The 23,256-nt window shown below is 63.3% G+C and carries 17 protein-coding genes; 7 read left to right on the top strand and 10 right to left on the bottom strand.

Going from position 1 to position 23,256, the window contains the following annotated elements; translation table 11 throughout:
- Window positions 1-20: 20 nt before the first annotated feature.
- Window positions 21-7,010: an apolipoprotein A-IV repeat region-like domain-containing protein gene (locus tag J3P73_RS13535; RefSeq protein ID WP_075225822.1), complete on the bottom strand. Its 6,990-nt coding sequence runs from the start codon at window positions 7,008-7,010 to the stop codon at window positions 21-23.
- A 462-nt stretch (window positions 7,011-7,472) separates the two neighbouring features.
- On the opposite strand from J3P73_RS13535, the gene J3P73_RS13530 reads away from it, so the two are divergent.
- On the top strand, window positions 7,473-7,856 hold the full coding sequence (locus J3P73_RS13530; protein WP_017964526.1) for an Hpt domain-containing protein: 384 nt from the start codon (window positions 7,473-7,475) through the stop codon (window positions 7,854-7,856).
- Between the two features lie 261 nt (window positions 7,857-8,117).
- Window positions 8,118-8,438 (top strand): 2Fe-2S iron-sulfur cluster-binding protein, encoded by a 321-nt coding sequence (locus tag J3P73_RS13525; protein ID WP_003540151.1) that lies wholly within the window; start codon window positions 8,118-8,120, stop codon window positions 8,436-8,438.
- Window positions 8,439-8,754: 316 nt separating this feature from the next.
- Here the strand turns inward: J3P73_RS13525 and J3P73_RS13520 are convergent, their stop codons facing one another.
- Window positions 8,755-9,381 carry a DUF922 domain-containing Zn-dependent protease gene (locus tag J3P73_RS13520; RefSeq protein ID WP_075225821.1) on the bottom strand — a complete coding sequence of 209 codons (627 nt, stop codon included), beginning with the start codon at window positions 9,379-9,381 and terminating at the stop codon, window positions 8,755-8,757.
- 101 nt (window positions 9,382-9,482) lie between these two features.
- On the opposite strand from J3P73_RS13520, the gene folP reads away from it, so the two are divergent.
- From folP to folK, 3 genes are read left to right on the top strand one after another with little or no spacing between them, the layout of a single operon-like run.
- Window positions 9,483-10,352: a dihydropteroate synthase gene (folP, locus tag J3P73_RS13515; RefSeq protein WP_018072300.1), complete on the top strand. Its 870-nt coding sequence runs from the start codon at window positions 9,483-9,485 to the stop codon at window positions 10,350-10,352.
- On the top strand, window positions 10,349-10,714 hold the full coding sequence (gene folB, locus J3P73_RS13510; protein ID WP_017964523.1) for a dihydroneopterin aldolase: 366 nt from the start codon (window positions 10,349-10,351) through the stop codon (window positions 10,712-10,714). Before folP ends, folB begins: the two co-directional genes overlap by 4 nt.
- Window positions 10,707-11,240: a 2-amino-4-hydroxy-6-hydroxymethyldihydropteridine diphosphokinase gene (gene folK, locus J3P73_RS13505; protein WP_130693088.1), complete on the top strand. Its 534-nt coding sequence runs from the start codon at window positions 10,707-10,709 to the stop codon at window positions 11,238-11,240. The genes folB and folK overlap by 8 nt, the downstream gene beginning before the upstream one ends.
- Before the next feature lie 54 nt (window positions 11,241-11,294).
- Here folK and J3P73_RS13500 read toward each other — a convergent pair whose 3' ends face one another.
- From J3P73_RS13500 to J3P73_RS13485, 4 genes are all read right to left on the bottom strand, one after another.
- A complete protein-coding gene (locus J3P73_RS13500; protein WP_130691884.1) occupies window positions 11,295-11,846 on the bottom strand; it encodes a hypothetical protein in 552 nt (183 codons plus the stop codon).
- A gap of 210 nt (window positions 11,847-12,056) precedes the next feature.
- Window positions 12,057-13,136, bottom strand: coding sequence for a YcjF family protein (locus J3P73_RS13495; protein ID WP_130655647.1), 1,080 nt, complete (start codon window positions 13,134-13,136; stop codon window positions 12,057-12,059).
- On the bottom strand, window positions 13,133-14,608 hold the full coding sequence (locus J3P73_RS13490) for a YcjX family GTP-binding protein (RefSeq protein ID WP_130691882.1): 1,476 nt from the start codon (window positions 14,606-14,608) through the stop codon (window positions 13,133-13,135). Before J3P73_RS13490 ends, J3P73_RS13495 begins: the two co-directional genes overlap by 4 nt.
- A gap of 76 nt (window positions 14,609-14,684) precedes the next feature.
- Window positions 14,685-15,179, bottom strand: a complete 495-nt coding sequence (locus J3P73_RS13485; RefSeq protein ID WP_130655646.1) for a SixA phosphatase family protein — start codon at window positions 15,177-15,179, stop codon at window positions 14,685-14,687.
- A gap of 276 nt (window positions 15,180-15,455) precedes the next feature.
- Between J3P73_RS13485 and dksA the strand changes: the two genes are divergently transcribed.
- The gene (gene dksA / locus J3P73_RS13480; protein WP_017964517.1) at window positions 15,456-15,875 is read left to right on the top strand and encodes an RNA polymerase-binding protein DksA; all 420 of its coding nucleotides are present in this window, start codon (window positions 15,456-15,458) and stop codon (window positions 15,873-15,875) included.
- A gap of 141 nt (window positions 15,876-16,016) precedes the next feature.
- On the opposite strand, the gene J3P73_RS13475 is transcribed toward dksA, so the two are convergent.
- Window positions 16,017-16,652 (bottom strand): DUF1062 domain-containing protein, encoded by a 636-nt coding sequence (locus J3P73_RS13475; RefSeq protein ID WP_018072295.1) that lies wholly within the window; start codon window positions 16,650-16,652, stop codon window positions 16,017-16,019.
- A 411-nt stretch (window positions 16,653-17,063) separates the two neighbouring features.
- Window positions 17,064-18,146, bottom strand: a complete 1,083-nt coding sequence (locus J3P73_RS13470) for a flagellar biosynthetic protein FliO (RefSeq protein WP_207579649.1) — start codon at window positions 18,144-18,146, stop codon at window positions 17,064-17,066.
- Between the two features lie 299 nt (window positions 18,147-18,445).
- Here J3P73_RS13470 and cckA point away from each other — a divergent pair, with 299 nt between their 5' ends.
- Window positions 18,446-21,049 (top strand): cell cycle histidine kinase CckA, encoded by a 2,604-nt coding sequence (cckA, locus tag J3P73_RS13465; RefSeq protein WP_130681722.1) that lies wholly within the window; start codon window positions 18,446-18,448, stop codon window positions 21,047-21,049.
- A 236-nt stretch (window positions 21,050-21,285) separates the two neighbouring features.
- On the opposite strand, the gene J3P73_RS13460 is transcribed toward cckA, so the two are convergent.
- Window positions 21,286-22,212 carry a pseudouridine-5'-phosphate glycosidase gene (locus J3P73_RS13460; RefSeq protein ID WP_026170914.1) on the bottom strand — a complete coding sequence of 309 codons (927 nt, stop codon included), beginning with the start codon at window positions 22,210-22,212 and terminating at the stop codon, window positions 21,286-21,288.
- Between the two features lie 88 nt (window positions 22,213-22,300).
- A complete protein-coding gene (locus J3P73_RS13455; RefSeq protein ID WP_018483693.1) occupies window positions 22,301-23,248 on the bottom strand; it encodes a carbohydrate kinase family protein in 948 nt (315 codons plus the stop codon).
- Window positions 23,249-23,256 lie beyond the last annotated feature (8 nt).

Here is a 23,256-nt window from a genome sequence, read left to right as displayed (position 1 = left end):
TCCAGTTCAGATCAGCTAGTTCAGCCGAGCCTGCCTGCGGCATGAGCGAGCATCGTGTAGACCTTGCCCGTATCCGAGGTGAGGTAGGACTGCGTCACCGTCCGGTTCGGGTCGGTGCGGGCGACGTCGGCGAGCAGCTTTTCGAAATCACCGATGTAGCGGTCGACGGCGGTGCGGAACTCCGGTTCGCGGTCGTATTTGCGCTTGATCTCGTCGAAGGTCTGTTGGCCCTTCAGCGTGTAGAGGCGACGGGTGAAGACGTCACGTTCGCCGCGCTGGTAGCGGCGCCAGAGATCGACCGAGGCGTCATGGTCGATGGCGCGGGCGATATCGACCGAGAGCGAGTTCAGCGATTCGACGACGTGACGCGGATTGCGGCTGTCGTTGCTGCGCGCGGCCGGCGCGGCAGTTTCCGCCGGGCGGGCGGTAACACGGGCGGCCGCGGCCTCGTCGGCGGCTTCCTCGCGCGATGCGCCACGCAGGAGATCGCTGATCCAACCGCCGCTTTCTGGACGAGCCGGCTCTTGGCGACCTGTTTCCGGGCGGCCTGTTTCCTGGCGAGTGGGGGCAGGCTGCGGGGCGGCGCGCTGGGGGGCGGCAGCCGGCGCAGACGGTGCGATCGTTCCGCGCAGACCTGTCGCTTCGATCGGCGGCGGTGCTGCCGGCTGCGGCGGTTGGGCTGCGACCGGCTGGGCGGGACGCGGAGCCGGCTGCGCCTGAGCGAGTGTGCGGGCGACAGGCTCGGAGATCTCGAGCTGCTGGCTGGAGCGGCCGACGAGTTGGGAGATATCCTGCAGCGCCTTGATCTGCTCGGCGACGGCCCGGCGCATGGCCGATGCGCTTTCCTTGGCTTCCTCGGGAAGATCGAAAGCGCCGCGCTTCAGCTCGGCGCGGGTGGCATCAAGCTCGTTACGGATGTCGGCCGCGGAGCGGCGGATATCCTCGGTGGCGCCGGAGAAGCGGCCGACGGCATCATCGATCGCCTCGCGCAGCGCTTCCCGCATGTTCTGGGCGGCGCCGTCGGAGGCGCGGCCGGCTTCGCCGAGCATGCGCTCGACTTCCGACAGCGAGGCGGTGAGGCCGCCGCGAATGCGATTGGAGAGATCGCCGGAACGGCGCTCGACATTGGCAAAGGTGCCGTCGATCGTCGTATTGGCCTCATCGCCGGCGCGGGTGATCGCCTCGCGCATCGTCTCTGCCGCTTCCTGGGCGCGCTTCTCGGTTTCGGTGAGAATGCGGCCGATATCGGCGAAGGAGGACTGCACGCCCTGGCGCAAATTGCCGGTAACCTGGCTGGAGCGCTGCTCTGCCCGCTCGAACACGGTCTCGATCATGCTGCCGAGGCCTTGCATGGTCTTTTCGATCTCGGCGGAGCGCTGGACGAGGCCGACCGAGAGCGTCTGCAGCGCGCTCTCGCGCTCTTCGAGCGTCGAGGCGAGGTTGGACTGGGCGGCGCCGAGAAGCTGCGAGGCCTGGGTCAGGACCTTGGAGTGTTCGTCGAAGCGGCCGATGATGCCGCCGACCTGTGACAGCGTCTGGCCCGAGATGTCGGAGAGGCGGTCGACCTTGCCTTCGAGAAGCCTGGTCGAGGCGGAGACCATTTCAGCGGCCCTGGTGGCGGAGTCGGCAAAGCGCGTGGTGGTATCGCCGAGACGACCGTCGACGCTGGTCAACTGCTCGGCGGCGCGGTTCATCATCATCGCCATCGCCGCACTGCTTTCCGACATGCGCTCGACGAGGCCGTTGACGTTGCCGACAAGGCTGTTCTCGATGGCGCTGACGGCATTGGCGACATTCTCGGTGCGGGCGGCAACGGCGCTGGCGAGCGCTTCGTTTTCGGCGCGCAGACGGTCGGCGCTGAGGTTGGCCGCGGCGGTGATGCGGGCGGCGGCCTGCTCGCCGGCATCGGTGTAGCGGTCGATGATCGGGCGGGCCGTTTCGTCGAGGATGCGTGTCAATTCGACCGAACGGCCTGATAGCATCGAGTTGAGGTCGCGGGTGCGCTCTTCGAGCGTCGAGCGGATCGAGTTGCCGCGCGCTTCGAGCGCCCGGTCGATTTCGGAGAACGTCGTATCGATCTCGCGGGCACGCTCTTCGAGGTTGGTGCGAATGGCGCTGCTGCGTGCTTCGAGCGCCCGGTCGACATCCGCCATGGTGGCGGAAATCTCGGTGCCGGCGCCCGACAGGGTCGAGCGGATGGCATTGCCGCGTGTCTCCAGGGACTGGCCGGCATCCGACAGTACCTTGGAGATGGCATTGACCTGCGTGCCGACGATGGTCTCGGCCTCTGCGACCTTGTTGACGATGGCGTTGCCGGCTTCCGAGAAGGTCTGGGCAACGGCAGCGGCCTGGCTTGCCAGCCGGTTCTGAGCTTCGGCGACGCGGGTGACGATCTGTGACGAGCGCTCATCCATGGTGCGGGTGAATTCGTCGCTTTTCGCATTGAGATCCTCGGCGAATTGCTGGCCGGTCTTGCCAAGCAGTTCGGTGGTTCTCGTCGCTTCGCCTTCCATTCCCTGAGCCGCGTCGGCAACCGCACTGCGCAGCGTCGAGGCGAGACCGGCGGCCTTGCCTTCGATGGTGCGGTTGACGGCATCGAGGCCGACGGTCAACGCACGGTCCATTGTGGAGAGGCGTTCCTCTATGCGTTCGTTGCCGCGGTCGAGGGTTTCGCCGAGGCTCGCGGTGCGACCCTCGATGGCGCCCGTCAGGCTGGTGGTGCGGCTGTCCAGCGTCTCGGCCAGATTGGCGGTGCGGCTGTCGATCGCCTGAGTGAGGTTTGCAGCACTGCCTTCGAGCGTCGCCGAGATGCGCTGCGTGGCATGGTCGCTGAGCGCGCCGATACGGGAGACGCCGTCGGCAAGCACGCCGGACAGCTGGCCGCTGGCTGCTTCGACCTTTTCGGCAACGCCGCCGACGCCATCGCGGATGCGGGTCTCGATCGCTGCAAGACCAGATTCCACACGCGATCCGGTTTCTTCAAAACGGCCCGTCAGGCTTTCGACCGACCGATCGAGATGGGCGGAGAAATTCTGGGTGGAGCTTGAAATCGCATTTGCCGCCTCCTGGAAGCGGCCGGCGATCTGGCCGGCGCCGGCATGCATGCGATCTTCCAATGTCTGGGCGCCGGCATCGATCGCCTGGCGGATCGCCGCTTCACGGTGCTCCAGCGACAATTCGAGCATGCCGACGCTTGTCGCCACCGAGGTGCCGATGCTGGTCGCCTGTTCGGCCAGCGTATCGCTGATCAGCGCATGGGCCTGGTTCAGCGATAGATCGATGGCGTTGGCGCGGTCTTCGAGCGTCGTGCGGATGCGCTCATGGGCAGAGGCGAGCCCGCCCTCGATGCGCGCTGCGGCCTCGTCGGCGAGGCCTCCGAGCCGTGTATGTGCATCGGTCAGACGGCCTTCGATGCGGCCGGTCAAGCCGCCGACGAGATCCTCGAAGCGGGCGCCGCCGGTATCGAGAACGCCTGAGAGGGCGGCGCTATGTTCGGAAAGCGCATTTTCGAGCCGCTGCTGATTGTCAGTATAAGCGGTGCGGATTGCATCGGTCTTGTCGGAGAAGGCGCCGGCGACTCGGGCTTCGGCACCGGAGACGGCCTCCATGATGGCGTTGCTGCGGGCTTCGAGCACACTGTCGAAGCGGCTCTGGTTATCGTCGAGCGAAATGGCGAGCGCCATGGTCTTTTCATCGAGCGTATCGGTGAGCCGATCGTGGGTTGCCGTTACGGCGCCGATGATCGCGGCGGTGCGGTGGCCCAAGGCCTCCTCGAGGCGAGCCTGGCCTTCGGTTAGCGAGGCGGCGAGGGCGGCGGCCTTCTGGTCGAGCACTCCGTTCAGGCCGACATGCGTGCCGGAAACCGCATTGGTGATCGCCTCGGCGCCTGTTGTCAGCGTCTCCTCGAGACGGCTCTGGCTCTCATTCAGCGAGATGGCAAGCGCCATCGCCCGATCGTCGAGTGTCTCGGACAGGCGGTCGTGGGTGGCAGAGACCGCATTGAGTAAGGATTCCGAGCGGCTCTCCAGGGTGTCCTGCAGGCGGCTCTGGCCCTCGTTCAGGGAGGCGGCGATCGCCGTCGCCTTTTCGTCGAGCGTTTCCGAGAGTCGGTCGTGCGTGCCGGACACGGCCTTGAGGAAGGCTTCAGAGCGTGCTTCCAGCGTGTCTTCGATCCGCGACTGGCTCTCATTGAGCGAGATGGCGAGCGTCATCGCCTTCTCGTCCAGCGTCTCGGACAGGCGGTCATGGGTGCCGGAGACCGCATTCAGCAGGGCTGCCGAGCGGGTTTCCAGCGTGTCTTCGATACGCGTCTGGGTTTCGTTGAGGGAGATGGCGAGGGCCATCGCCTTTTCGTCCAGCGTCTCGGAGAGGCGATCATGGGTGCCGGAAACGGCGTTCAGCAGCGCTGCGGAGCGGGTTTCGAGCGTATTCTCGATACGGGCATGGCCTTCGCTCAGCGAGGTGGCAAAAGCTGCCGCCTTGCCGTCCAGAGTCTCCGAGAGACGATCATGGGTGCCGGAGACGGCGTTCAGCAGCGCCGCGGAGCGGGTTTCCAGCGTATCCTCGATGCGGGCCTGGCCCTCGTTCAAGGAAATGGCGAGCGCCATCGCCTTTTCGTCGAGTGTTTCGGCAAGACGGTCGCGCGTGCCGGATACAGTGTTCAGCAGTGCCTCGGCGCGCGTTCCAAGCGCATCCTCGATGCGGGCATGGCGCTCGTCGAGCGAGGTCGTAAGGGCCGCCGCCTTGCTGTCCAGCGTTTCCGACAGGCGATCATGCGTGCCAGACACGGCGTTGAGGAAGGCCTCGGAGCGGGTCTCGAGCGTGTCCTCGATGCGAGCCTGGCTCTCGTTCAAGGAAATGGCGAGCGCCATCGCCTTTTCGTCGAGCGTCTCGGCAAGACGGTCATGGGTGCCGGAGACGGCATTGATGATGGCGTCGGAGCGGGTTGCCAGCGCTTCCTCGAAGCGCCCATGATGGGTGGTCAGCGCCTCGACCAGCGCGCCGCCGCGCTCTGCCATGACGCTGTCGATGCGGCCGTGGGCGGTGCCGAGCGCCTCGCTGATTTCGGCCGTACGCGCAGCAAGCACGCCGCTCAGCTCCTCGGCGCGACCGCCGAAGGCAGCGGTCACCTGCTCTGTGCCAGCGGCAACGGCAGTCGTCAGATCGGTGGTGGTGGTGCGTAGCGTGTCGCGGAGTTCGGCCGAGCGTGTCTGAAGGTTGTCCTGCAGTTCGGAGGTGCCTGATGCAAGCGTCAGCGCGATTTCAGAAGTCGCGCTCTGCAGCGCAGAGGTCAGTTCACCGGTGCGGCTGGTGAGTGCTGTGGTAATTTCGTCTGCGCGGTTGCCAAGCGTGCTTTCCAGCACTTCGTGGCTGGTGGCGAGCGCGGTGGCGAGCGCCAGCGACTGGTCGGTCATCGACGAACCAAGCCGGTCGATGCCGGAATTCAGGATGCCGTCGATCGAATCCGAGCCGCCGGTCAGCGTCTCGTTGATACGAGCGAGGCTCTCGATCAGCTTGGTATCGAGCGAGCCGGTTCGCTTGTCGAAGGCGCTGGTGAATTCGGCGACGCGTTCGTCGAAGGCGGTCGACAGTTGGGCGACGGTCGTCTGCAGCCGCTCTTCGAAGAAGCCGGAGCGCACGTCGAGATCCATGACGGCGTCGTCGGCCGTGGTCTGCAGGCTCTGGCGGAAACTTGCGCCCTTTTCGTCGAGCGCGCTGTTCAGCTTCGACAGCACGTCGTCAAGCGTGCCGCCGATCGTGCGTTCGCCTGACGTCAGGCTCTCGTTGATCTCGCGGGTGCGGGCGATCAGGATCTCGTTGAGCTGGTGCGTGCGCTCGTTCAGCGCCGCATTCAGCTTCTCGGTGCTGCTGTCCATGGTCGAGGCGCGCGTTTCGAACTGGCTGAGCAGCCTTTCGCCATGGTCGTTGAGATTGACGGAGAGCGCTTCGAGGCGGTTGTCGAATTCTGTGGCGAGCGCAAAACCCGATGCGTTGAGTGTCTGCAACAGGGTATCGGTCTTGGCTGCGAGCAGGCTGCCCATCGACTGCAGAGCGTTGTCCGACTTTTCCAGGATCGTCGCGGCGCGCGTATCGATCAGCGAGGCGAAGGCTTCGCCCGATGTGGCAAGCCGCACCGCGATCTCTTCGGTCGCAAGCGACAACTCTTCCTTCAACTGGTCGTGGACGCTGCCGATCGAGGTGCGGATACGGTCGGCATGGTTGACGATCGCCTCACGCTCGGAGCCGAGTTCGTGGACGAGGCCGCGAACGCGCAACTCGTTGTCGGCATAGGAACGTTCAAGCGCATTGACTTCGGAATGGACGAGCGTTTCCAGCTCGGAGGCACGCGCGATGGTGCGCTCGATGCCCTCGTTCATGGCCGAGACCTCACGGCGCACGGCCTGGCCGACGGTCATGATGCGCTCGGAGGCAATGGTTTCCGGCTCTGCCAGGCGCAATGCCACCTCTGCCATGGAGCGGGCGGCGTTGCGCATGTCCTGGGCGCGAGAGATCATGATGGCGAAGGCATAGAACATCATCACGGGAACGATGATGCCGACGAGGCCGGCGATGACGCCGGGCAGGGCGACGAGATCGGCGAGCGAACGGATCTGCCAGATCTGCGGAGCATAAAGCAGCGACATCAGGCCGAGGCCGGCCATGACCCAAAGCACGGAAAACAGCGTGGCGGTGCGCACCGCCGAGCGGCTGGAGGCGCCGTCAAAGGATTTCAGGATCGAAGCGGGCGTATTGCGGCTGGCGTCGTTGGCGGGCGTGAAGGCCGGACCCCTGGAAGCCTGCTCGCCGGCGGCACCGCGGCGGCTGCGGCGCTGCGCTTCTTCCTGCTGATTACGCGCATTCGATGGATCAGACACATTAGCCTCCGGGGCCTGGGGCGCGTCGCCGCGGCGAGACGGTACGTTATCCTTGCTAAAGTCGATCTGGAGCGCCTCGTCCAATGCCTTGAACGCCTTGTCCTCAATTGACTCGTTGTATTTGTTGTTCGCCATTCGGGTATGCCTCGTTACTGTCAGCCGGCCCAACCGCGCATCCCTGGCTTCCGCCTCACCCGGGAACAACTTTGCCGTTCCAGCCTTCCATCCCAACGAAGGACGGATAAGCATGTCATTTCAGAGTAGATAGCCGCTTTTTCAAACGGAAGGTATCAAAACACTACCATTATCCACTCGCTCGGCAAAGGCGCGTACCATAAACCCGCTCCACCAGTATCGTAGTGACACATCTGGGCTCTTCACACAATTAATGAAGGCTTGAGATTCACGGCTCGTTAACCCGTTGTTAACATCTTTGAATCCGAGGCATCGCTTAAAAACCAATAATTTAGGGATATTTAACGGACGTTAACCATATGGCGAGATTTCCGCCCTGAATGTGCCGGAATTTAACGTGATGGCCACCCTCCTGACGCAGAACTGTTGCAACTGCGGACGATAGAGACGGGAGAATTGGCAATGGCAGCCCAGATGGCAGCATTGAACATCGTATTCGAGGCGCCGGATAATGCAAAGGGACCGTGTCCTTCGAAGGTCCGGCCGATCGATCTGGTGCATCTCGCAAAGCAGACGATGGGCGACAAGACGCTGGAAATCGAAGTCCTTCAGATGTTTGCGCGCCAGGCGCGTGCATGCCTCCAGGATATTGCGAGTGGCGAAACCATCCGTATTGGCGCAGCCGCACACCGGCTGAAGGGTGCGGCAAGCTCGGTCGGCGCGTTCCGCGTGTCGCAGACGGCGGAAGCCGTCGAGGAAACCGGCGGTGATGCCGGCGCGACGGCAGCGCTCGGTGCTGCCGTTATCGATGCCGAGAATTTCATCCTGAAGCTCTGCCGCGGCTGATCTCTAAGTCTTTGTCTTACGCATGTCGTTGTCCCAAAACCGCTGCACATTTTTGGCCGAGATGCATGAGGTACCGTTCGAACGAGGCCCGTTGTTCCATTGCGGAACCGCGGGTCTTTTTGCGACGTACCGTATGACGCTTTGAAGACGGCGGCCGAAGGCCCGATCTGCGAGGCTGTCGCGGATTTCCCAATGTTGACTGACGCGTCGAATTGTCGGAAGAAAATCCGCCCATCCACCTGAAGACCGGAAATAGTTCTGATGCCCAAACTTACCATCGTCGCCTTCGACGGCACGCGTTTCGACCTCGACGTCGACCAAGGCTCCACCGTGATGGAGAATGCCGTGCGCAATTCGGTGCCCGGCATCGAGGCCGAATGCGGCGGCGCCTGCGCCTGCGCGACCTGTCATGTCTATGTCGACGAGGAGTGGACGGAGAAGGTCGGCCAGCCGGAAGCGATGGAAGAGGACATGCTCGACTTCGCCTTCGATGTACGCCCGACCTCGCGGCTGTCCTGTCAGATCCGGATGAAGGCTGTTTATGACGGGCTCGTGGTGCACGTGCCGGAACGCCAGGCCTGACGCGCGCTGCGCTTCAAACGTCGCCGAACAATTCGATATCAAAAAAGACGCCTCGCGCGCTAGAGCGAGCGAGGCGAGGCGGGCGCATTACCTACGGATGAGGGAGGAACATCCGCGGCTTCGGAACGCGCCAGGAGAACCCAGCGATGAAAGTGCAGATGCCGTACCTGAACTTTCGAATGTGTTCATATTAACGCGTTCCGGTTGAGTCTGCCAGGATGAAAAATGACCATTCAGTCGCTGGGGAGGGTGCAAGTTTCGCACAAGTTTCGTTGTGCAGCTAAGGTTTTCCGCTCGCAACCAAACTGAAAAAGCCTTATTTTGCGCCGGCTCGACCATTGATTCGATTGTTCAGCAACCGCAACATGCGCTTCTGAAAATTGACCGCCTCGACCCGGTCGAATCGCGCCTGCTGCCGGTCGTGCTCCTCTATACCGCGAGCTGATTCGTCGGAGACGAGTTCCTGCATGGCTTCGCAGCCGCGCTGCTGCGGCAGCGCCCGGATGGCGCGCTCCATGGCGCGGGCCTGATCGCGGGCGATCTCGGCATGGCGCTCCTCGTGGCGCTTGATATCGCTCGACAGAGCGTCCCAGATCATCGACAGCTCCTTGCTGGCGCCCCTGCGGCTGCTCCAGCGCGGCAGGATGATCTGGGTGTGGACCGTGACCTTGACGTTGCCGACGCGGCAACGCCCGTTATCCTGGATATAGGTTGCCTCGCCGCCGAAGCGGATCTTCGTGGCGCCGGGATGGCGCGCCGAGGAACCGCTCGCCGTCGGGCCGCGCCGGCTGAGTTCGCGATCGAGCTCATCCGCGGTTTTGCCGCGAATGTCGAAATAGGAATAGCTTTTCGATGCGATCACTTCGGCTGCCACGGGGCTCCAAAGGCAAAGAGCAATGGAAAAGGCGATAGGAAGGACCATATAACGCACTGCAAGCGGCATTCTGAACGCAACCCGTGTTGAAATCGTCAGGAGCTTGGGGCATAGCCACCGCAAGCGCAATATCGGATGGCGCTTTTTTCGTCTCCAATGGGATAAGTCTGGTGACAGGGCTCGAAGGCAGATTGTGGCGTGTCGGCCATGGCCGGGAGATCGAACTCGGCCGTCGTTCGACGATCATGGCGATCATCAACGTGACGCCGGACTCCTTCTCCGACGGCGGACGCTTTGAAACCGTCGATGCGGCGGTCGAGCAGGCGCTGCGGGCGGTGAGCGAGGGTGCCGGAATTGTCGATATCGGCGGTGAATCGACCCGTCCGAACGCAGCAACCGTCAGCCCTTCCGAGGAGCAGGCGCGCGTGCTGCCCGTCATCGAGGCGCTACGCGGCCGCACCCAGGCGCTGATTTCCATCGACACCTATCGCGCCGAAACGGCGCGGCTTGCAATCAGTGCCGGCGCCCATATCGTCAATGACGTCTTCGGGCTGCAGAAGGAGCCCGATATCGCTGATATCGCCGCAGTGACAGGAGCCGGACTCTGTATCATGCATACCGGTCGCGACAGGGTAAAACTTGTCGATGTGATTGCCGACCAGGTGCATTTCCTCGAGCGATCGCTTGCGATCGCCGCTGCGTCAGGCGTCAACAGCGATCGCATCGTGCTCGATCCGGGCTTCGGCTTCGCCAAGGAGACGGCGGAAGAAAACCTGGAGTTGATGGCGCGGTTTTCCGAACTTTCCCGCTTCGGTCTGCCGCTGCTCGCCGGTACGTCGCGCAAACGTTTCCTCGGCGCGGTGACGGGGCGTGAGGCGCAGGACAGGGATGCGGCGACGGCTGCGACCAGCGCGCTGCTCAGACTTCAAGGGGCTGCGGTTTTCCGCGTGCACAATGTCGCAATCAACAGGGATGCGCTCGATATCGCCGATGCTATGCTCAATGCGCGCCAGGAATTCGAGAGGAAGCGGCCGACATGACTACCTACACGATTACGCTGCAGAACTGCGCCTTCTTCGCGCGCCACGGCGTGCATGACGAGGAGGAATTCCTCGGTCAGCGTTTCTTCGTCGATGCCGAGCTCGATGTCGTCGCCGGCGAGGCGCTGGAAAGCGATTCGATCAATGATACCGTCAACTACGGTGTCGCCTTCACCGTGATCGAGCAGATCGTTACGGGCAAACGGCGCTACCTGATCGAGGCACTGGCGCTCGATATCGCCAAGGGGCTCTGCGAGACATTCCCGCAAGTGCGGCGGGCGAAGATCACGGTGCGCAAGCCGAACGCGCCGGTGCCTGGCGTGCTCGATTTCGTGCAGGTGAGCGTTGAACATTTTGCCTGAGGCCGCATGGCAATCCGCCACACTCGGTCTCGGCGGCAATATCGGCGATCCCGTAAAGGCGATGGCGGCCGCGCTGCAGAGGCTGGACGGACGGGACGACTGTCGGGTTACGGCGGTCTCGCGGCTCTATCGCACGCCGCCCTGGGGCAAGACGGACCAATCCTTCTTCTTCAACGCCTGCGCTGCCGTCGAGACCAGGCTGGAGCCTGAGGCTTTGCTCGATGTCTGCCTGTCGATCGAACGGGAAATGAAACGTGAGCGCATCGAGCGCTGGGGGCCGCGCACGCTCGATATCGACGTGCTAACCTATGGCGATGTGATCCAGGACGCGCCGCGGCTGGAACTGCCGCATCCGCGCATGACCGATCGCGGTTTCGTGCTGATGCCGCTTGCCGATATCGCGCCGGGTCTGCTCGTCAGGGGCAGGGCGGTGAGTGAGTGGCTGTCGGATGCCGAGGTGACCGGAATCGAGGTCGCCGACGATAGTCGCGACTGGTGGCTGAGCGCCCGAAGCAAGGGGACCTGAAACGCAAAACGGCGGGAAACCCGCCGCTTCAGGAAAATCCACTGTAGGGTTTGTCTACTCGACGGAACCGACGGCCATCTCGTCGACCTGGCGGGTCAGCGTCAGGCCGATGACCGGCACCATCTGGCTTTCGACCTTGACCGAAACGGTGACGTTCATCGTCTTGTCGTCGCGCACGCGGGCGATCATCGCGCCATTCAGCTTGGCGCGGTTGATGCCGACAACGACAGTATCCTCGGAGACGGCGCCGGAGACGACGTCAAGGCCCTTGCCGGCGGCGCCGTCGAGGAACTTGCCCTTGTAGGTCGAGCCCGACCGCGAGATGACGGCGGTCATCGGCTGCTTGAAGACGCCGACGCGGCAGGTGCCGTCGAGCTTGATGCCGGCGCTGCTGTCGCCGGTGGGCTCACCGATCAGGTTGCAGGTGAATTTCGTGCCCTTGTACTTGCCGGCGACGATTTCGCCAGGCCCCTTCCATGAGCCGGCGACGGAATCGAAGAACGCCTTGTCACGGGTTGCAGCAGTGGCTGCCGGAGCGACATCGGCGACGGGAGACAATGCCGCGGCGGCCAACCCGCATACGATGAGAAACTTGCGCGAATACATGGATTTTCCTTGGCAAACACCACTCACGAACTGGCTGCAAGTTTTGCCGAAGAATGGTTAATCCTTCCTTTCAATTGTGCCGAAATGCGAGGCGGCGCACGGCTTTCGTGCGACGGCGATTTTAAACTCCCGTCACTAGATCCTTGAATCTGCTGAAATTTCTCTGGCATTACGCAAGGGGAGGCGAAAGCTGCGGAATCGCTGTTTCGTTCAAGGATTGTTGCCGCGCGGCGACATGGACGGGGTGAGATCGCCGATGAAATCACCGATTCCCGGTCGCTTCAGGGCGCGGAAGGCGAGCGGACGGCAGAGATCCATCGCGGCGATTCCAATGCGGGCGGTCATCAGGCCGTTGATGACGCCTTCGCCCAGTCGGGCTGAGAGCTTGGAGGCCAGTCCATGGCCGAGCACCTGCTGCACCAGGCTGTCGCCGACGGCGATCGAGCCGGTGACGGCCAGATGCGCCAGCACGTCGCGCAGCAGGCGGAACATGCCGAGCGTGCCGGGACGGCCGCCGTAAAGCTCGGCCATGGCGCGAATGAGGCGCACGGCTTCATAGAGCACGTAGAGCAGGTCGACCACGGCGCGCGGGCTGACGGCCGTGACGATCGAGACGCGCTTGGAGGCATTGACGATCAGGGCGCGGGCCTTGCGGTCGAGCGGAGCAAGCAGTTCGCGCTCGGCCAGCGCGATCAGATGCGGGGGATCGATGACCTCGCCCTCGGTCGCCTTCAGCGTCGCACGGCCCTTCGATGTCTCGGGATTTGCCGAGAGCAGCGCAGTCAGCTGGGCGACGACGGCGCGCGCCTTGGCCGGCCGAGTCTCGAGGATCGCCGCCTCGGCTTCGGCCTTGATCTTCTGGACGGCGGCAAGACGCATCATGCCGATGGTTTCGCGGATGACGAGGGCGAGTATGGCGAGAATGCCGACCGCCAGCACGGCAAGGGCCGCATAACCCAGCCAGTCGGCACGGGTGAATAGATCGCGGATCAGGCTATCGGTCCAGAGTCCGATGGCGAGCGACAGCAGGATGCCGAAGGCGCCGGCGGCGATCTTGCCGAAGGAGGTCCGACGTCTCGCCGGCGTTGCAACGGGGACCGCGCTCAGATCCTTGTCGGGATTGAGGAAGGGATCGTCCTCGTCAGATGTCACGACGATATTTTCGGAGAAGCTTTCTGGCTTGCGCCGCTGCTCTCCCTGCCGGCCGTTGTCGCGCAGCTCAGCAGCCTCGTCCTCATAGCTGAAGGCGGCGGGTGCGCGGCGCGGCGGATCGGACGGTGGCTTGCTCATGCGAGACGGTCTCCGAACAGGAACTGCATGGCGCGGTCGAGGCGGATATGCGGCACCGACAGCTTGATGCCGCCGCCGGTTTCCTCAAGGTGCGGTGGGCGGAACCTGACGACATTGACATCGGGCAGCTGCACACCGGTCTCGCCCGCGGCGATGCGGTCGAACAGGCTTTCCGGATCCTCCGGCAGGTCGCCGGGGAAGATGGCGGTCTTTCTCTGGCCGTCAAAGCGCTCGCCGGCAATGGTTTCGCCTTCCATCGGCGTGCCGACAATGACCGGCAGTTCATGGCCGTCACGCTTGACGGTCGCCTCGCGGGTGGCCCGCACGGAGGCAAGCGCCATGACGTCGATGCCGGCACCGGCCATGCCGATGCGGTCGATGGCGCGGTCCACCAGGCGGCGGGTCAGCGCGTCGAGCCGGTCGTGGCTTTCATGGTGGAGATGATCGGCCTTGGTAGCGGCAACCAGTACGCGGTCGATGCGCCGCCCGAGCAGGGAGGAGAACAGCGAATTGGTGCCGGGGCGGAAGCAGGCAAGCACATCGGTCAGCGCGCGCTCCAGATCCTGCACGGCTTCGGGGCCGCGGTTCATCGCCTGCAGCGCATCGACCAGGACGATCTGGCGGTCGAGGCGGGCGAAATGCTCGCGGAAGAAGGGTTTGACGACGATGGATTTATAGGCCTCGTAGCGCCGCTCCATCATCGTCCAGAGCGAGCCGCGGCCGGGACGCCCGTCCGGCGGCAGAGCCAGCGGCGCAAAGGTCAATGCTGGCGAGCCGTCGAGATCGCCGGGCAGGAGCAGGCGGCCAGGCGGCAGGGTGGAAAGCGAGCGTTCGTCGGCTTTGCAGGCTTTGAGATAATCGGCAAAAGCCGTGGCGAGGTCGCGGGCGATCATCTCGTCGGCGCCGGCATGGATGTCAGTGGCGCGCGTCAGCGCCAGCCATGGGCGCGACAACTCGGAGCGGACACCGGTTTCGGCAAGTGCCAACGTTTCCTCGCTGAACGTGCGGTAATCCTTGCCGAGCAGCGGCAGGTCGAGCAGCCATTCGCCGGGATAATCGACGATATCGATCGACAGGCGACCGGGCGAAAACAGCCGGTTCCAGCCGCTGGCGCTCTGATAGTCCAGCGTGATGCGCAGCTCGGAGATGGCGCGGGTCGAATCCGGCCAGATACGGTCCTTCACCAGCGCACGGATATGGTCCTCGTACTGGAAGCGCGGCACGGCATCGTCGGGCTGCGGCTCCAGCCGTACCGCCCAGACGCGGCCTGATTGGACCGGTTCGAACAGCGGCAGGCGGCCGCCATGCAGGAGATTGTGGACGAGCGAGGAGATGAACACCGTCTTGCCGGAGCGGGAAAGGCCGGTGACACCGAGCCGCACGGTCGGATTGACGAGGCCGCTCGCCCGGTCGGCGAGATTATCGAACGCGATGCGGGCATCGTCGGCAAAAGATGTCAGGCGTGGCGGCAAGGCGCTAATCCGGTTGGTGACTGCCCCGCAATATAGGGAGAGCGCGCCGCCCGCAAAAGAAGCGGCGCGAAAGTCTTCAGACGACCACGAAATCGGTGAGGCGCCAGGCGGTGGCCGAAGCATCGAAATCGAGCACGGCAAGGCCTGCCGTCGGAAAGCCGCCGGGAAGGGCGCTGACCATCGCATCGTGGCCGATCAGCGTCTCCAGCGCCTGCTCCATGGTCGGATTGTGGCCGACCAGCATGACGGCGGCCTCTTCCTGCGCATCGATGATCTCGAGATAGTTATCAACCGTGGCGTTATAGAGCGCATCGACATAACGAACCTCGAGCGTAAGGCCCATCGCCCGGTACACCGCATCGGCGGTACCGCGGCAGCGCAGCGCGGTCGAACTGATCAGAAGATCGGGACGGTAGCCTTTGTCGGCGGCCTTGTCGGCGATGATTTCGGCATCGCCGAAGCCATTTTCGTTGAGCGGCCGGTCGAAATCGCGCTGTCCGGGTTCGGCCTGGGCGGCCTTGGCGTGGCGCAGGAGATAGATGCGGTTGGGCGGAGGCAGGGGTACGGTCATGGGCAAATCCAAGATCCAGCGGGCCTTTTCAGTAGCGGTTGCAATCGGCCGGCGTCAACCGTCAGCGCTGCTCCAGCTGCCCAAAACGCGGCTGATAACATGGCGTTTTGAAGGCGAAGCAAAAAACGCAGGCCGGAATAATGATGAGAAAATAGTCTGTTAGCCGAAAACTGTGACAGATTTAAAAATCTGTTTACCTGTCGTATTTGGCTTGAATCGCGGCTAGCGCTTGGGATATACACCCCGCCAGATGAGATGTTCTTCAGGAGAATCGCGTTGAGTGAGAAGATCGATCTTAGCAATTACGTTCCCTCGGAAGAGGAAGAGTTCATGAACGTAAACCAGCGTGCCTATTTCAGGGCCAAGCTGGTTGCATGGAGAAATGATATCCTTAGAGAAGCGCGTGAGACGCTCGACCATCTGGCCGAGGAAAGCGCAAACCATCCCGACCTCGCCGACCGGGCGTCGTCGGAAACAGACCGGGCGATCGAACTTCGCGCCCGTGACAGACAGCGAAAGCTGATTTCGAAGATCGACGCGGCACTGCAGCGCATCGAAGACGGCACCTACGGCTATTGCGAGGAAACCGGCGAACCGATCGGCCTCAAGCGCCTCGACGCCCGCCCGATCGCGACGCTGTCGATCGAGGCGCAGGAGCGTCACGAACGCCGCGAAAAAGTCTATCGCGACGAATGAGAGTTTTCATGCAGGCATGAGAGCAGAATAGGCGCCGCGATCTGATCGCGGCGCTTTTTTGTTTATCCATTGTCCCGCGTGTTGGAGAACAAGCCGCAAAGGCCCCGAGATTCGAGTCTTTGTGGCGGCGGGTTTTGACGACTACAGCGGATCTCCCGACGCCAGAGGCTTCCACGATTGCTCTCGGTCAGCTTCCATGGCGAGGTCAATCAACACCAGGGTGCCATTCCTGATCCGCCGCCGCATGACGTCTGCTCGATCAGGATCTGTCCGAACCATGCCTTCATCGTAAAGAGCCTGCAGCCGCGAGCGTGAAACCTTCAGCTCGGACGCCAGCAGGCGGTCAAGGCGTATGCTCGTTGGAAACGGGACCAACAGTTCGATTGTCAATCTCGTCCAATGTGCAGTTTCGCGCTGCATCTCCTTTGCGATTTCAAATTCGACAAATTCGTCCACACGCTGCGATCTGCGTCGGAGAGCATCGAGGTTGAAGGTTTCTGCCCTAATCCAATCCGGATCGTTGGACTGCAGCGCAGCAAGGACGGCAGGATCGATGTCGCGAACATTCCGGCGCTCGAGGATTGGCCGATTCCATGTCCTTTCACAGGTCAGGCATTTGTAGATAAGCCAAGCGTCAAGCTTGCGACCGTTGGCGTTGAGCCGGATCTTGCCGCTGGATTGGAAAGCTCTCAGGCCTCCGCATCCGCCGCATGCAATCCAAGGCTGGGGAGCTGTCTTGGGAATAATGGTCCATCGGACCCGAAGCGTATTGCACATACCGTCTTGGTCTTCCGTTCGGAAGTCCACCAAGATGGTGCTTGAGAAAACCCCTGCGGGCGCGGTGTGGCGATGTTGTGGGCGGCTGAAGAGCTGAGACAGCGGAGCTGCACATGGCACATTGTAACAATGCCAAACCGGTCTCTCGCCACCACCCGATGAACATGTTCATACGCCGTCAGCGTGTAGCTGCCCGGCAGTACGGGTGAAACTGGAGTGAGACCGGTATTTACTTAGGCAAAGTATGACCTCGATGCGCCAACGCTCTTCAACCGGAGCGATAACAAATTATCAGCACAAGATGGAGTCCCCTGATGCATCGGGAACTGAAAGTCGCCGCATTGCGGCTTTTATGCAACTTGGTGATGAAGGAAGGTCGGACGTACGTTTCCGCTCACCTGTCGCGCCCGATCACTTGTCGCGGTTGACGCTCATCTCGCCGAAGATACGGGCGACTTCTTTTTGCAGATCGGTATCGGCGCCGGTGATCGGGGCCATTTCCGGATCGCGGCGCGGCAGGTTTCCGGGTTGCGGCGCTCTGGGCCGGGGGTCCTGGTTTGCCGGCGCCGGCACGATGCGTTCGGCAGTCAGATTGTTCGACATTTCCTGTTCCAGCACCCGCTGGAAATCAAGACGGCTCGCTGCTGCAGACTGCGCAGCCGAAGCGTCTTCGGCGCTACCTGGTGCGGCGCGTGCGGCCGCCGGCATCTCCTGGACAGGCGGGGCGGAGTCCTCGGGTTCGATGCGGTGCTGCGGCAGCACGCGCTGACGGGCGGCATCGAGGATCTCGGCGGCACTTGAGGTATCGTGGAACGGTGCGGGCTGCGCCGCTGGAGGAGCGGCGGGACGCTCCGGCGGGCGTGGCTGGGGCTGGGCAGCACGCAGAGGATTGTCGAGTTCGGCCGACAGCGGAGCAGTCACCGGCTCTGCCGGAAGAGGGCTCGTGACCACCGGCGGTGCCACGGCCGGCTGGACAGGCGGGTGGGTCGACGGTTGGGTCAACGATTCTGGGCGCGGGCGCGGCTCTGGCAAACCCGGCGCAGCGAAAGAGGGTTCGGCGGCGGGCTCGACACGGGCTGCGACCGGTGGGCGCGGTGGCGAAACCGGTGGCGTTTCCCGTGGCATTTCCGGCCGCGCGACGGATATCGGCCGCTGTTCGACGGGTTGCGGGCGGCTGGCGCCGTCCGGCTGTTCGGCCGCTGCCGGCAGGATACGGCTTTCGATGACGATATCACTCGGGCCGCCGATCATGATCAGGTGCTCGACATCGTCGCGGCGCACCAGCACCAGCCGGCGACGGGCATCGACGGCTGCGGCATCCAGCACCTGCAGGCGGGGCTGGCGGTTGCGGCCGCCGCGCACGAAGGGTGAGGGCGCCCGGCTGCGGATCACCCAGAGCACGATGATGAGCAGGAGAAGCGCCAGACCGACGCCACCGGCGGCAAGCAGGAAACGGCTGCCATAAGCTCCGACAACATCATCCAACATAGTCACTCACTCCATTTCGCATTCGGCACATATTGACGACTTTTCCGTTCCTTAGGCAAGGGCAGCCAGCGCTGTCCAGTCACGGGAGAACGCGATTTCGTGTTCCGCTGCTAGGCACCCGGCGACCTTGCGCACGGGCAGCAGCATTGGGCTTCTGGGGCAGATGGCGCTGTTGCCTGTGAATTCAAGCAGTCTTGCCGGCTAGCGGTGTTTTTGCCGACGCGGCAAATTGCTAAGAAGGAAAGAGTGCCTGATTCCTGCTTCGTGTTCGTGCTACGAAGCGGGAGGGCTTATGTGAGGAATATATGACGAAACCGCGTCAGGCCGACGACTATAACGCACCGCTTGTGGATCGTGGGGGGCGTTCTGGCACGGTCTTGCGCATTCTTCTGCTGGCGCTCGTGCTGATCGCGGCGGCGGGCGCCTTCGTCTTCTTCAAAAAGTCGCTCGACAACGAGGTCGTGCTTGGCGGTCTCGGCGTGCTTGCCATGGTCGGCATTTTCTTCCTGGTATCCTCGGTTATCGGCTTCATCGAGGTGATGCCGCAGCGCCAGTCCGACAGCCTGGCGCGCGCCTTCCTCAACAGCCATCCAGACGGTACGCTGATCACCGATGAAAAAGGCCGGATCATCTATGCCAATGCCGCCTATGGCGCGCTGACCGGCGCGCGCAAGGCGACCGAGGTGCAGACGCTGGAAACGCTGCTGTCGCGCCACCGCGAATCCAACGAGGCGCTCTACAGGCTGGTCAACGGCCTGCGCGAGGGCAAGGAAGGCCGGGAGGAATTTCGCCTGCTGCGCGCCGTCGGGCCTGGCAGCAACAGCTCCGGCGCGCATTGGTACCGGCTGAAGGCGCGGCTGCTGCAGCCGGAGGAGAACGGCGGCAAGCCACTGCAGATCTGGCAGATCACCGACATCACCACCGAGCGCGACGACCAGGAGCGCTTCTTCAAGGAATTGCAGAACGCAATCGATTATCTCGACCACGCGCCGGCCGGCTTCTTTTCCGCCGGCAGGAAGGGTGAGATCTTCTACCTGAATGCGACGCTTGCCGAATGGCTTGGCCTCGACCTCACCAAGTTCGTGCCGGGCTCGATGACGATCGGCGACGTTGTGGCGGGCGAGGGCCTGGCGCTGATCCAGTCGGTGCAGGCCGAACCGGGTCTGAAGAAGACCGTGACGCTCGATCTCGACCTGCGCAAGAGCAACGGCCAGAGCCTGCCGGTGCAGATCATCCATAGCGTCACCTCGATGCGCGACGGCGCACCCGGCGAAAGCCGGACGATCGTATTGGCGCGTGAAAAGAGCGATGCCGGCGGCCAGTCCGCTTCGGCCGCCGCCATGCGCTTCACGCGCTTCTTCAACAATACGCCGATGGCGATCGCCTCGGTCGACGGCAACGGGCGAATCTTGCGGACCAATGCGCCGTTCCTGAAGATGTTTTCCGGCGTCGTTTCGCGCGACGATCTCGAAAAGGCGCCGCATCTCGAAACCATCGTGCAGGAGAGCGACCGGCCACAGCTGGCCGCGGCGCTGGCGGCGGCCAAGGACCGGCAGGGCGACATCGCGCCCCTCGACACCCGCACGCCGACCGACGAGGCGCGCTATTTCCGCTTCTATGTCAATGCCGTTATCGACCAGAGCGACGAGGCGCCCGAGGAAGCGGCGATCGTCTATGCCGTCGAGGTGACCGAGCAGAAGGCACTGGAAGCGCAGATGGCACAGACGCAGAAGATGAATGCTGTGGGCACGCTCGCCGGCGGCATCGCGCATGATTTCAACAACGTGCTGACGGCGATCCTGCTTTCCGCCGACCATCTGCTGCTGCAGGCGCGGCCGGCCGATGCCAGCTTTGCCGACCTGATAGAGATCAAGCGCAACGCCAACCGCGCCGCCGTGCTGGTGCGCCAGCTGCTCGCCTTCTCGCGCAAGCAGACGATGCGGCCCTCGGTGCTGAACCTCACCGATGTCGTCGGCGACCTGCGCATGCTGGTCGACCGGCTGCTTTCCGGCACCAATGTCAAGCTCGACGTGCAATATGGCCGCGACCTCTGGCCTGTCAAAACAGACCTTTCGCAATTCGAGCAAGTGCTGATCAATCTCTGCGTCAATGCGCGCGACGCAATGCCCGAAGGCGGCAAGCTGACATTGCGCACTCGCAATCTGACCGCCGTCGAGGTCTCGGCCTTCAACTATTCCTATATGCCGGCCGAGGACATGGTGCTTGTCGAAGTCGCCGATAATGGCACCGGTATCGCACCGGAGATCATGGACAAGATCTTCGAGCCGTTCTTCACCACCAAGGATGTCGGCAAGGGCACCGGTCTTGGCCTCGCCATGGTCTATGGCATCGTCAAACAGTCGGGCGGATATATCCAGCCGGAATCCGAAGTCGGCAAGGGCACGACCTTCCGCGTCTTCCTGCCGCGCCACATCCCGGAGCCGGCAGTGGCGGCAGAAGCGGGGTCGATCGACGGCGCCATCGCCGGGGCCGAAGTGGTGCCGCTGCCAGTTTCGCCGCAGCAGCCGGAAGACCTGACGGGATCGGCCGTCATCCTTCTCGTCGAAGACGAGGAGGCGGTACGCCGCGGCGGCAAGCGCATGCTGGAAACGCGCGGCTATACCGTGCATGAGGCGGGCTCGGGCGTCGAGGCGCTGAGCATCTTGGAAGAGCTCGACGGCAAGGTCGATATTGTCGTTTCCGACGTCGTCATGCCCGAAATGGACGGCCCGACGCTGCTGCGCGAACTGCGCAAGACCTATCCAGATATGAAATTCATCTTCGTCTCAGGTTATGCCGAAGATGCCTTTGCCCGCAATCTGCCGCCGGAGGCGAAATTCGGCTTCCTGCCGAAGCCTTTTTCGCTGAAGCAGCTCGCGGTCGTCGTCAAGGAGACGTTGGACGGGTGAGGGAGGTTTGACGGAGAGGTCGTGCCGTGTAGGCGCCCCCTCTGCCCTGCCGGGCATCTCCCCCACAGGTGGGGAGATCACAAGGGGCGAACGCTTCCCATCACATCAACGCTTCACCGAGTTGAAAGGGACATTTGTTCAGAAAGCCGGTGCTTCCAGCCGATCTCCCCACCCGTGGGGGAGATGCCCGGCAGGGCAGAGGGGGCTTGCTCGGCATAACCGGCAGCCCGTGGCTTTCATTCACCCAGCGCCACCGCGATTTCAGCGGCGAGCCGCGCGTTGTTTTCGACGAGCGCGATATTGGTCTTGAGGCTTTGGCCATCCGTCAGGTCGAAAATGGTCGACAGAAGATAGGGTGTGACCGCCTTGCCGGTGACTTCGTCGCGCTCGGCGCTGTCGAGCGCCCGCTCGATATAGATTTCCATCTCCTCGCGCGCGATCTCGTCGGCCTCGGGCACGGGGTTGGCGACGAGCATGCCGCCGTCGACGCCGAGCTGCTCGCGCACCGTCTGGAAATTGGCGATGGCGGCCGGACTGTTCAGCGACAGCGGGCTGCGAATGCCCGAGGAGCGCGACCAGAAGGCGGGGAATTCCTCGCTCTCATAGGTGACGACAGGCACGCCGCGGGTTTCCAGCACTTCCAGCGTCTTCGGAATGTCGAGGATCGCCTTGGCGCCGGCGCAGACGACGATGACGCCGGTGCGAGCGAGTTCCTCGAGATCGGCTGATATATCGAAGCTTTCCTCGGCGCCGCGATGCACGCCGCCGATGCCGCCTGTGGCAAAGACGCGGATGCCGGCGCGCGCCGCCGCAATCATCGTCGCCGCAACCGTGGTGGCGCCGGTGCGGCGCTCGGCGATGGCGAAGGCGAGATCGGCGCGCGACACCTTCATCACTTCGGTCGCCTTGGCGAGTTGCTCCAGCTCCGCGGCTTCAAGGCCGATATGCAGCGTGCCGTGAATGACGGCGATCGTTGCCGGCACCGCACCCTGTTCGCGAATGATCGCCTCGACGCTGCGGGCCATCTCGATATTGCCGGGATAGGGCATGCCGTGGGTGATGATCGTCGATTCCAGTGCCACCACCGGCGCGCCGCGCTGCTTGGCGCTGGCGACTTCCTTCGAATAGGCGATCGGCAGAAGAGGGGAGATGGGCTTGGTCATGGTCTTGTCCTGTGATCGACAGAGCATGATGCCGAAAAGTGCGAGCGGTTTTCGAACGACATCATGCTCAACTATTTAATTAGCCGCTTCAATGCAGAATTCTGACCTTGGGAACAAGGGCAAGCGCTTCATTCAGCAGATCGGGTGTCAGATTTTCGTTGACGGCATGCCGCGACTGCACCGTCAGCGTGGCAGCCGCGGTGCCGTGGCGAACGGCTTCTTCGAGCGGCAGGCCTGATATCAAGGCGGCGAGCGTGCCGGCCGCAAGTGAATCGCCGGCACCGGTGACATCGGCGACGGTCTCGGCGATCGGCGGCTGCAGCGTCACGGCGCGGCGACCCTCGCACAGCGCGACGAGCTCGCGCCGGCCGCGGGTGATGACGGCGTTCCTGATACCGATCTCGTTCAGCAAAGGCGGCCAGCCGGCGGCATCTTCCGGCCGCTCACCGGCAAGGGCGGCCGCTTCAGCCTCATTCAGGAACAGATAGTCGATATCGCCGATGCACGGTTTCAGCCTGACGACCTTGGCAGGCGAGATGGCGATTGCCGCAACGGGCTTGCCTAGAGAATGCGCCTTTGCGACGATCGCCGCGATCGTCTCTTCCGGCAGGTTGGCGTCGAAGAGGATGAAATCATGGGCGGCGAAGGCCTCCCGCACCCAGCGGATGGAGAGACGTCGCGGCACGAAGAAGCGGTAAAGATCCATGTCTGCAAGGGCGATCACCAGATTGCCGTCCTTTTCGATGATCGCCGTGTAGCTCGGCGTCTTGCGGTCGAGGAAGACGAAGGGCCGGTCGTCGATGCCGGCGAAATCGGCAGCTTCTCCGACCGTCTCGCCCATCGGATCGCCGCCGCGCGGTGAGATCATCGTCACCTGAAAACCGAGTCTTGCCAGGTTGCGCGCCGCATTGAAGCCACCACCGCCCGGCTCCTCGAACCAGGTGCCGGGATTGCTGGCGCCGGGCGCCGTCTCGCCGGAGATGCGGCCGCGCCGGTCGATATGGGCGCCGCCGAGAACAAGAATCTTTTTCTTCATCCGATCCG

This window comes from Rhizobium ruizarguesonis (assembly GCF_017357285.1).
Classification (GTDB): Bacteria; Pseudomonadota; Alphaproteobacteria; order Rhizobiales; family Rhizobiaceae; genus Rhizobium; species Rhizobium ruizarguesonis.
The sequence above is the reverse complement of the archived record's forward strand: the minus strand, read 5'-3'. Positions and strand labels throughout refer to the sequence as shown.

Excerpts from the sequence above, each read along its gene's own strand:
- J3P73_RS13535 (WP_075225822.1), bottom strand. The coding sequence starts at position 7,010 with ATGGCGAACAACAAATACAACGAGTCAATTGAGGACAAGGCGTTCAAG.
- J3P73_RS13530 (WP_017964526.1), top strand. The coding sequence starts at position 7,473 with ATGGCAGCCCAGATGGCAGCATTGAACATCGTATTCGAGGCGCCGGAT.
- J3P73_RS13525 (WP_003540151.1), top strand. The coding sequence starts at position 8,118 with ATGCCCAAACTTACCATCGTCGCCTTCGACGGCACGCGTTTCGACCTC.
- J3P73_RS13520 (WP_075225821.1), bottom strand. The coding sequence starts at position 9,381 with ATGCCGCTTGCAGTGCGTTATATGGTCCTTCCTATCGCCTTTTCCATT.
- folB (WP_017964523.1), top strand. The coding sequence starts at position 10,349 with ATGACTACCTACACGATTACGCTGCAGAACTGCGCCTTCTTCGCGCGC.
- J3P73_RS13500 (WP_130691884.1), bottom strand. The coding sequence starts at position 11,846 with ATGTATTCGCGCAAGTTTCTCATCGTATGCGGGTTGGCCGCCGCGGCA.
- J3P73_RS13495 (WP_130655647.1), bottom strand. The coding sequence starts at position 13,136 with ATGAGCAAGCCACCGTCCGATCCGCCGCGCCGCGCACCCGCCGCCTTC.
- J3P73_RS13485 (WP_130655646.1), bottom strand. The coding sequence starts at position 15,179 with ATGACCGTACCCCTGCCTCCGCCCAACCGCATCTATCTCCTGCGCCAC.
- J3P73_RS13475 (WP_018072295.1), bottom strand. The coding sequence starts at position 16,652 with ATGTGCAATACGCTTCGGGTCCGATGGACCATTATTCCCAAGACAGCT.
- cckA (WP_130681722.1), top strand. The coding sequence starts at position 18,446 with ATGACGAAACCGCGTCAGGCCGACGACTATAACGCACCGCTTGTGGAT.
- J3P73_RS13460 (WP_026170914.1), bottom strand. The coding sequence starts at position 22,212 with ATGACCAAGCCCATCTCCCCTCTTCTGCCGATCGCCTATTCGAAGGAA.
- J3P73_RS13455 (WP_018483693.1), bottom strand. The coding sequence starts at position 23,248 with ATGAAGAAAAAGATTCTTGTTCTCGGCGGCGCCCATATCGACCGGCGC.